The 9,116-nt window shown below is 32.6% G+C and carries 12 protein-coding genes; 8 read left to right on the forward strand and 4 right to left on the reverse strand.

The features are described 5' to 3' along the window. Positions 1-25: 25 nt before the first annotated feature. Positions 26-700 (reverse strand): LytR/AlgR family response regulator transcription factor, encoded by a 675-nt coding sequence (locus tag AA089_RS10060; protein ID WP_046756814.1) that lies wholly within the window; start codon positions 698-700, stop codon positions 26-28. 7 nt (positions 701-707) lie between these two features. Then, positions 708-1,727 (reverse strand): sensor histidine kinase, encoded by a 1,020-nt coding sequence (locus AA089_RS10065; protein ID WP_046756815.1) that lies wholly within the window; start codon positions 1,725-1,727, stop codon positions 708-710. 139 nt (positions 1,728-1,866) lie between these two features. Between AA089_RS10065 and AA089_RS10070 the strand changes: the two genes are divergently transcribed. From AA089_RS10070 to AA089_RS10095, 6 genes are all read left to right on the forward strand, one after another. Continuing rightward, entirely contained in the window at positions 1,867-2,574 is a 708-nt protein-coding gene (locus AA089_RS10070) for a hypothetical protein (RefSeq protein ID WP_046756816.1), read from the forward strand. A 5-nt stretch (positions 2,575-2,579) separates the two neighbouring features. Further along, positions 2,580-3,314, forward strand: a complete 735-nt coding sequence (locus AA089_RS10075; RefSeq protein WP_053002322.1) for a M23 family metallopeptidase — start codon at positions 2,580-2,582, stop codon at positions 3,312-3,314. A gap of 70 nt (positions 3,315-3,384) precedes the next feature. After that, complete coding sequence (locus AA089_RS10080) at positions 3,385-4,032, forward strand: DUF4386 family protein (protein WP_046756817.1); 648 nt, start codon at positions 3,385-3,387, stop codon at positions 4,030-4,032. 61 nt (positions 4,033-4,093) lie between these two features. After that, positions 4,094-4,969, forward strand: a complete 876-nt coding sequence (locus AA089_RS10085) for an alpha/beta fold hydrolase (protein WP_046756818.1) — start codon at positions 4,094-4,096, stop codon at positions 4,967-4,969. Between the two features lie 9 nt (positions 4,970-4,978). Next, a complete protein-coding gene (locus tag AA089_RS10090; RefSeq protein ID WP_046756819.1) occupies positions 4,979-5,878 on the forward strand; it encodes an alpha/beta hydrolase in 900 nt (299 codons plus the stop codon). A gap of 199 nt (positions 5,879-6,077) precedes the next feature. Then, the gene (locus AA089_RS10095) at positions 6,078-6,758 is read left to right on the forward strand and encodes a DUF2461 domain-containing protein (RefSeq protein ID WP_046756820.1); all 681 of its coding nucleotides are present in this window, start codon (positions 6,078-6,080) and stop codon (positions 6,756-6,758) included. On the opposite strand, the gene AA089_RS10100 is transcribed toward AA089_RS10095, so the two are convergent. Both AA089_RS10100 and AA089_RS10105 read right to left on the reverse strand, forming a co-directional pair. Next, complete coding sequence (locus AA089_RS10100; protein ID WP_046756821.1) at positions 6,755-6,988, reverse strand: hypothetical protein; 234 nt, start codon at positions 6,986-6,988, stop codon at positions 6,755-6,757. The two genes, AA089_RS10095 and AA089_RS10100, sit on opposite strands and share 4 nt — an antisense overlap. A 99-nt stretch (positions 6,989-7,087) precedes the next feature. After that, on the reverse strand, positions 7,088-7,507 hold the full coding sequence (locus AA089_RS10105; protein WP_046756822.1) for a hypothetical protein: 420 nt from the start codon (positions 7,505-7,507) through the stop codon (positions 7,088-7,090). A 154-nt stretch (positions 7,508-7,661) separates the two neighbouring features. Here AA089_RS10105 and AA089_RS10110 point away from each other — a divergent pair, with 154 nt between their 5' ends. Both AA089_RS10110 and AA089_RS10115 read left to right on the forward strand, forming a co-directional pair. Then, positions 7,662-8,561: a DUF72 domain-containing protein gene (locus tag AA089_RS10110; protein ID WP_046756823.1), complete on the forward strand. Its 900-nt coding sequence runs from the start codon at positions 7,662-7,664 to the stop codon at positions 8,559-8,561. Between the two features lie 101 nt (positions 8,562-8,662). After that, entirely contained in the window at positions 8,663-9,055 is a 393-nt protein-coding gene (locus tag AA089_RS10115; protein WP_046756831.1) for an acyl-CoA thioesterase, read from the forward strand. Positions 9,056-9,116: the final 61 nt, after the last annotated feature.

The raw sequence follows: 9,116 nt of genomic DNA on the forward strand, positions 1-9,116 counted from the left end.
AACTCTCTTTTTTAAATTTTCACAACTAGAAATTACTTAAAACAGATTTTCTCAATCGTATACTTATTGGAATTTCAGTAGTGCCAATTATAATTTTATTGTCAATAATTTTATCAACTTTATATTTGGCTACAATGTATGATTTATGTGTTTGAATGAATTGATCTTCAGGCAATTGATCTTTAAAACTTTTCAAAGACATTTGAGTAATAATCGTTTCTTTTTGAGTGACTACTTTGATGTAATTTTGCATAGCTTCTGCAAATAGAATCGCATTCAAGTGTATTTTTTTGAGTTGTTTTTCACTTTTTAGAAATAATACTTCACGGTCATTTTTATGCAAATGATACGCTTTAACTTTATCAACGGCTTTTTGGAATCGTTCAAATGATATCGGTTTTACTAAATAATCCAACACATTGTATTCAAAACTTTCCAACGCATAAGATTCATACGCTGTTGTCATTATAATTGAAGGTGCATTTTTTAGTTTTTTTAACCAATCGATTCCAGAGAGTATCGGCATATTAATATCTAAGAAAATCAAATCGACATGTTGCGTTTCTAGGTAATGATTTGCTTGTAGTACATTTTTACACAAAGCAACAATATGTATAAAAGGAATATTGTTGCAATAATCTGCAATACCTTGTCTTGCAATAGGTTGGTCGTCAATAATTAAACAAGTAAGTGGTTTCATATTGCATTTATAAACTGATGATTAAATGTACGTTGTGTATATTTTTGTCTTTTGTAATAGTGAGTTGATGTCTGTTTTTATAGAGTATTGATAAACGTTTTTTGACATTCGCTAACCCAATTCCGCCTGCAACATCTTCATTTAAAAATTCATCGTAACTATTGGTAATGTGTAATTGCACTTTTCTGTCTACTTCTTCAATTTTTATGTTAATCATATTGGCATCATTATCTATATGATTGCTGCAATGTTTGAAAGCATTTTCGACAAAAGGAATTAGTAGTAAGGGTGCAATTTTCAATGTTGGATTTTCAGATGAAATGATATATTCCAAGCGAATATCGTCGCCTCTGTTTGTCTTTTCAATTTGAATGTATTTTGAAATATAATCGAGCTCTTTTTCCAATAAAATATGTGCATTACTTTCATACAATTGATATCGTAATAAATCGGAAAATTGATGCAATGTTTCTTTGGCAAGCGCATTATCTTTTCCAATTAAATGATAAATATTATTCATACCATTGAACAAAAAATGCGGGTTTAGCTGTGCTTTTAAATATTTCAATTCGGTTTTATACGTTTCTTCTAAAAGTTGTTGCTTAAGTTTCTCCGACTTTTTAAACGCAACTTGAATCGCATAATAAAAACCTGCAATTACATAGATACAATGCACCATTATATTACTTATAAAACCACATAAATACGGTTTGTTAATGGCAAACATTTCATACACAAAACGATCTCCGTAGGACTCTATTATTGAAACTCCAACAACAATGATGATACTTAAAATATAAAAAAGTATCTTTTTTTGTTGCTGATATATTTTCGGAAATAGCCAAAAAACTTGTGTATAAAACAACATGGCATTAAAAAGTAAACTATACGAATACGCATACACTAAACTTCCATCACCAGCAGAAAATCCATTCCAGTTCAAATCGGAACCGAAAGCCACCAACCAATAATTGAATGCCCAAAAAAGTAGATGTCCAGCTATCGTGACTATTCTAGATGTATACATGTTAAAGATTTAACACAAATAAACGCATAATTTATCTATTTCAAAGGCATTACTAACGTTGGTCAGCAGATATGCAACGCTTGTCAAGTTATTATTTTTCAAAACGTCTTTTTCTGTTGTTTTGTTAGAAATACATCACATGAAAAAATACATTTTTGCTTTGGTATGCTTCTATACTATTGCACTTACTGCGCAAGACGAAGTCATTACGGAACAAAAAAATCAATTCGAATTTTCCACAGGATATACGTTTGGAGCTTTAAAAAACCTATCATTTGCGCCAGTTGCTCAATATGATTATAACGGATTGCACTACGAACTAGGATTTACGCGAAAAACGAAACGAAATAAGTTGTTTGAAGTTCAACTTGTATATATAAACACTGCTTTAATGTCCGATATAATTCCTGAGCCAGCTCCTGAGTATTCAAAAATTGTATTAAATTTTTCTTCTTTAAAGCGAATATACACTCACAACCGATTTACCATTCATTTAGGATTGCAATCGCAAACAAATGTATCATCTTTTTACCAATGGAAACTGTATGATGTTCAGCAAAAATTAGGAATTGCATCACGTGTTACGTTTCAAATAGACACAAAACAAGCCATTTCATCCAAATTGACGCTTCCATTTTTTATGTGGCGAACCTCCACATTTGAAGAAAATGCTTATGGACTCGGAAGATATCAAAGTGTATTTTGGACGACCGCATATACATACGAATTTTCCAAACATTTCGATTTGAAAGCTATGTATAATTTCAATTATGATAGAATTCAAATTTCAAATGCTTACCGAGAAGTTCAACATCAAATTAATCTAGGAATTCACTATAAATTTTAATCAATATGAAACAAACAACACGATTTATATATTCACTTTGTATTTTGCTCAGTCTAGTGTTTACAGCATGTACAGACATTTTAATGGGCGATCAAGGAAAATTAGATGAGGATATTTATACCAATTATCAAACCATTACAAACCTAGAATTACCGTTTGAAGAAGAATGGTTTGTTGTAAACGGAGGAAAAACGCACAGGGAAGGCGCACATCATTTTACGAGTCGCGGGGCAGGAGAACGCTATGCTATTGATTTTTTGATGGTAAAAGATACAATACTAGAGAATGGAGTTGTACGAAAGATTCATTATTCAGGCGATTGGCGACAAAATGAAAATCATTATTGTTTCGGGAAACGTTTAAATGCTCCAGCAAGTGGAAAAATAGTAAAAGTAGTAAATGACGTTGAGGACAATATACCAAGTAACATCAACAGCGATCAACCTGGAGGAAATTATATTCAGATTGATCACATAAATGGAGAAACGTCCATACTAGCACATTTGAAAAAAGGTTCTATCATCGTTGCAGAAGGCGATTTTGTGGTACAAGGTCAAGAAATTGGACAAGTTGGAAACAGCGGCGCTTCTGATACGCCACATTTGCATTACCAGTTACAAGGAACTTCAGGCAATTTGGAAGGTTTAGGACTTCCTGCTCAATTTCTCAATTATTATGAAAATGACACTTTTGTAGCTCGTGGAGAACCAATTAAAAATCAAGAAGTTCGAAAAAACTAAACACGTACTAAAAATACGCTATACGTAACAATACCTAAATTATTTCGTCATCACTATAGACAACATACATATGGAATCAAAAAGATTACAAAAAATCGGTGGAATTTGCGCCATTACAGAAGGAATCATCTACATTTTTGCTTTTATCGTATATGGCGGATTGTTAGTGTATCCAAGTGAAAATGCCAGCACAGTAGAAGAATTGACATTTTTAGCCACCAATTATACGCTATTAGCAATAGTAAACTTTATCAGTTATGTGCTTTTCGGAATTTTATTGGCAGTTTTAGTATTAGCGATTCACAATCGTTTCAAGCAACATTCGCCAAACCTATCAAAACTGACATTTATTTTTGGAATTATTTGGGTTGGATTTGTCATAGCGAGTGGAATGATCAGCAATATTGGACTCAATTCAGTATTGAATATCGGAAGTACGGATCCTGAAAATGCAATGCAAATTTGGTCAAGTATCAGTATTGTTGCAGAAGGACTTGGTGGTGGAAATGAAATTGTCGGTGGAATTTGGGTTTTACTCATAAGCATACTGGCATTTAAAGCGGAACAATTTTCAAAACCCTTAATTTTTCTCGGAATCATTGTAGGTATTGCAGGAATTGTAACGGTATTTCCATTGGATATTTTTACAGAAATTTTTGGATTGAGTCAGATACTTTGGTTTCTATGGATCGGAATTTCCATGATTCGCAGACCATAAATTATATTAAAAAACGGCTAAAAGAAACTATTTTCTTGGCAAGTGCATTAAAACAAAAGCAATGACATCACTTTTCAAAACTGTAGAAGGAAAGCAGGAAATTTTAAATTTATACAATCAAAAACTAGAGGAATTAGACATTGGATATGAATATCTAAAAGTTCAAACTTCTTTTGGCGAAACGACGATTATTACGGCTGGAAACACCTCAAATCCGCCAATTATTCTAGTGCACGGTTCTAATGGTTGTGCGCCAATTGCTTTAGAAACGTATCGTAATTTGCACAAAAACTTTAGCGTATACGCAGTAGATGTTTTGGCGCAACCGAATAAAAGTGCTGAAACACGACTGTCAATGAAAGATGATTCGTATGGCAAATGGATGACAGAACTCATCAATGCGTTGCAACTAAAAAATGTAGTGATGGCAGGTTTTTCATTTGGCGGATTGATCATATTAAAAACACTTGAATTCAACGAAAAAAACATCAAAGAAGTGTACTTAACAGCGCCAGCTTATATTGTAAATGGAAATCCTTTGCGCGCATTATTCAGTATATTTATTCCGATGAAAAGGTTTATAAAGACTCAGAACATTAAATATATAGACAAGTTTTTATTCAAAGTCTTTACCGAACGTGATGAATTTGCCGTCAAATTTTTGTCAAAAGTATTTTTACATTTTCACATGGATTTCACGCCAGTTCCTGTGATTCACAGTAAAATGGCAAATTTAATCACAACACCAATTAATTTGTTTGCGGCTAAAAACGACCTTTTTTTTCCTGGAAATAAGATGATTAAAAGAGCAAAAAAAATATTTCCTAGTTTGGTAAGTGTTCAACTTATTGAAAATTCAAAACACGTTCAAAGCAAAGCACAAAACGAACAGATTGAAAAAATAATAATTCAAGATGCAAGTCCTGAATTGTCATAAAACCAATACATGAAACAAAGTTTATCATATTATCTTACACTTTTGGTTATCAGGCTAAAAGGATTGAAAAAGAATTTTAGTCAAGATCCAGTTGATGTCAAAAAAATACGGAAAGAAGACGTTTTTCAACCAAAAGGTAAATTTTTCAAACAACACATTACACGAAATTTTAACGTTTCAAATTCGTCAATTACAGAACTTAGAAAAGCAGAAAGCACGAACAAATTACTACTATTTATTCATGGTGGCGCGTTTATTTCTGGACCAGGACAGCATCATTGGGATACGGCAAAGGAAATTATAAAACATACGAACTACACCATTTGGATGTGCAATTATCCAAAAGCGCCAAAACATAAAATAGATAACATTTCACAAAATATAGATGCAATCTATGCAACTGCGTTAAAAACATACAAACCAAGTGAAATTACACTCATTGGCGACTCTGTTGGCGGAACATTAGTCACAGCATTAATACAACGATTGATTGCTAATAAAATGCAATTGCCATCCAAACTCATCTTAGTTTGTCCAGTATTTGATGCGACACTGTCTAATACAGCGATTGAAAAAGTAGATCAACGTGATCCTATGTTGTCCAAAGTTGGCATACGAAGTGCCAAAAAAATGTGCGCTGGCACGTATGATTTAAAAAACGTCATGATTTCGCCAATATATGGTAGTTTTGAACAATTTCCAGAAACGATTCTCTTTTTAGCTGAACGCGATATTACCTATCCTGATCAAAAAATTGCACTAGAAAAACTAAAAGATGCTGCGGTAAAACTTAGTGTCATAGAAGGGGAAAACATGGTGCATATTTGGCCGTTTCTACCAATTATGAAAGAAGCAAAACTTGCTTTGAAACAAATTCTGAATATTTTAAATGATATGAATTCGAAGTAAAAAAATTAGTTCGATACTTCTCTTTTCCGCAGTATAGCAGAGCGCGTCTAAATTTACTTATAATATGAATTAAATCAATCATATTAAATTGATGTTACATACTGATTTATAAAACAAAACATTTCAGTAAGTAATGAACTAATGCATTATTATTTTTAGTCCCGCAAACTATTTCGTAATTTAGTCAAAAACCTTGAAAATGACCGAAACAATCCCAAGAGAAACCTTTACATTCTTAAAAAGGCTAAGTAAAAACAACAACCGCGAATGGTTTACAGAACATAAAGACGAGTTTAAGGAAATTGAAAGAGAAGTAAAGCAATTTTACAATCAATTGGGAGAACTTTTAAACAAACACGATCAAATTGATAAAGTAAAAGTATTTCGTATCTACAGAGATGTTCGTTTTTCGAAGGATAAAACACCTTACAAAACACATTTTGGCGGAAGTTTTCACAGGATCAAACCCAGATTACGTGGCGGTTATTACGTACATATTGCACCCAATAATGAATCGTTTATCGCAACCGGTTTTTGGGAACCAAAAAAAGAAGACTTGCTACGAATTCGTAAAGAATTTGAAATAGATGATGCTGAAATTCGAAAAATCATCAATAAAAAAGCTTTCAAAGACATTTGGGGAGAATTTGTTGGCGACGAAGTAAAAACGGCTCCAAAAGGGTTTAGTAAAGAACACAAAGCCATTGATTTAATCAAGAAGAAGCAGTTTATTTTCACAAAAAAACTAACAGATAAAGAAGTAATTTCGCCAAATTTTATGACAGAAGTAGATGCGTATTTTAAAGCAATTCGCCCATTTTTTAATTACATGAGCGAAGTGCTAACTACCGATTTAAACGGTGTTTCCTTGTTAGATTAGAAATCGTCGCAAATATCATCGCAAAATGAAAAACAACTATCGTTTACCGTTGCGATATCACATTTTTCTCCATTTCGATCTTCTGATGTCTGAATAATATCATCACATTGAAAATACGAATAAATTGTAATGCAAATAAGTCCCAATGTACCACCTTTAACTACGTTGGTTTTTAAGGTTGAAATTGTATGTTTCTTTAGCTTTAAGTTTTTTAGATTTCTTTTTTTCATGGGTTTAAAGTTTAAATTACTCTTAAATATATGAAAAAAAACCTACAAAATAATAAATTAAACAACTGAAATTAAGCTGATTAACGTTTGTTTGTTTTGCTAAACAACAGCACTTAGTGTGACATCTTTCTCAAAAAGAAGTACATGATCTTTCAGGCGTTCGGTCACAATATTCATCATACGTTTATTTAATGAAGACGAATTTTTGATGTACACATCATATTCTTCAATCGTAAATTGCCCGATAATCATTCCTTTTAAAGAATTTCGAAACTTCATATCTTTTTGGATAGAATTTTCAATATATAACAAACGTTTTTCGCGAGACAAATCGTAAAAAACATTCTTTCGTTTCGTAATATAATTTCGGAAAGCCGCAATTAACAAAGGACTTTGTAGTTTGATAACTGGTCGTAACGTTGCATTTTGAAAACGCTCGTCAGTAGACATATTTGTTGAAATTGATTTTGGGGAAATCTGAGGTCTAGCTTTGACCAAATCGTTCTCTCGATCGTTCATGACAATAAGTTTTTATTAAAATTAAAAATAATAGGCTTGATAATGAACAGGTTATAAACAACTTGTTAACGTAGTTATCAACATGATTAAAAAGCAACTTCCTGTATTATTTCCTGTAGGAAATCCGTATTTTTATAGCTTAAATTAATTAGGTATGAAATTTGGAAAAGTGCCCAATCCAGAATTGATAGATTTTACAATGCCCGAAAATCATCCAGAAACGGAAGTGGTTTTACAAGCGTATAAAAATGATGAAAAACCGTCAATTTATGTTGGTTGTGCAAAGTGGAACAAACAAGATTTGAAAGGTTTTTATCCACGCGGAACAAAAGATGAATTGCAGTATTATGCTTCGCAATTCAACTCCATCGAAATGAACGCTACGTTTTACCGAATGTTCCCAGCCGAACAATTTGAAAAATGGCGTGATAAAACTCCTAAAGGATTTAAATTTTTCCCAAAAATCACACAAGAAATTAGCCACTGGAAACGGTTACAAGCCACGGAAGCATTGGTCGATTTATATATTTACAATGTAAAACATCTCAAAGAAAAACTGGGAACTATTTTTTTGCAAATGCATTCAAATTTTTCTCCAAAAGACTTTGACAGTGTAGTGAAATTTGCCGAATTTTGGCCAAAAGAAGTTCCATTGTCGATGGAATTTAGACATACCGATTGGTATAACGATGAAAAAGTTGCCAACGAATTGTATCATCTTTTACAAGAAAATAATATTGCAAATGTATTGGTGGATACGGCTGGAAGACGCGACATCATGCACATGCGCATGACCAACAACGAAGCATTTATTCGTTATGTTGGCGCAAATCATGAAAGCGATTATGCACGTTTAGACGATTGGGTTGATCGTTTGGAACAATGGACAACTTTTGGTTTGCAAAACATTCACTTTTTCATTCACCAAAACTTAGAAGTAGAATCGCCATTACTTTCCGCATACTTCATTAAAAAACTAAACAAACGTTTTCAAACGAAATTAACCGTTCCTAAAACGATTACAAAACCTGAAAAACCGCAAACGTTGTTTTGAATGCGATTGAATGATTAAATGATTGAAAGATTGAAAGATTGAAAGATTGAAAAAATAACTAATTGATAACGAACAGCAACAAACACAAATTAACAAATAACATGAGATTTCACACACGAAAATGGGTTAAACCCGAAGACTTAAATCCTAACGGAACTTTATTTGGAGGACGATTGCTAGCTTGGATTGATGAAGAAGCGGCATTATATACCGTCATTCAGCTCGAAAACCCAAAAGTAGTTACCAAATACATGTCTGAAATTGACTTTAAAAGTTCTGCCAAAAAAGGCGATATAGTCGAAATTGGTATCGAAGTAACAACCTTTGGACGTTCATCCATTACCTTAAAATGTGAAGTGCGAAACAAAATGACCCTCGAAACAATCATCACAGTTGATAACATAGTCATGGTCAACTTAGACGCCGATGGAAATTCATTACCACATGGTAAAACAAAGGTTGAGTTTGTAAAAGATCGATTGGATGCTGAGTGAAATCTTTAATTAAATATACCTGAGTTCGACGTGAAAATTTAGTTCGATACTTTTCTTTTCC

This window comes from Kordia jejudonensis, assembly GCF_001005315.1.
GTDB lineage: Bacteria > Bacteroidota > Bacteroidia > Flavobacteriales > Flavobacteriaceae > Kordia > Kordia jejudonensis.

Bases quoted from the DNA above. Each gene is read 5' to 3' on its own strand.
- AA089_RS10080 (WP_046756817.1), top strand. From the start codon at position 3,385: ATGGAATCAAAAAGATTACAAAAAATCGGTGGAATTTGCGCCATTACA.
- AA089_RS10060 (WP_046756814.1), bottom strand. From the start codon at position 700: ATGAAACCACTTACTTGTTTAATTATTGACGACCAACCTATTGCAAGA.
- AA089_RS10105 (WP_046756822.1), bottom strand. From the start codon at position 7,507: ATGAACGATCGAGAGAACGATTTGGTCAAAGCTAGACCTCAGATTTCC.
- AA089_RS10075 (WP_053002322.1), top strand. From the start codon at position 2,580: ATGAAACAAACAACACGATTTATATATTCACTTTGTATTTTGCTCAGT.
- AA089_RS10085 (WP_046756818.1), top strand. From the start codon at position 4,094: ATGACATCACTTTTCAAAACTGTAGAAGGAAAGCAGGAAATTTTAAAT.
- AA089_RS10065 (WP_046756815.1), bottom strand. From the start codon at position 1,727: ATGTATACATCTAGAATAGTCACGATAGCTGGACATCTACTTTTTTGG.
- AA089_RS10110 (WP_046756823.1), top strand. From the start codon at position 7,662: ATGAAATTTGGAAAAGTGCCCAATCCAGAATTGATAGATTTTACAATG.
- AA089_RS10100 (WP_046756821.1), bottom strand. From the start codon at position 6,988: ATGAAAAAAAGAAATCTAAAAAACTTAAAGCTAAAGAAACATACAATT.
- AA089_RS10095 (WP_046756820.1), top strand. From the start codon at position 6,078: ATGACCGAAACAATCCCAAGAGAAACCTTTACATTCTTAAAAAGGCTA.
- AA089_RS10070 (WP_046756816.1), top strand. From the start codon at position 1,867: ATGAAAAAATACATTTTTGCTTTGGTATGCTTCTATACTATTGCACTT.
- AA089_RS10115 (WP_046756831.1), top strand. From the start codon at position 8,663: ATGAGATTTCACACACGAAAATGGGTTAAACCCGAAGACTTAAATCCT.
- AA089_RS10090 (WP_046756819.1), top strand. From the start codon at position 4,979: ATGAAACAAAGTTTATCATATTATCTTACACTTTTGGTTATCAGGCTA.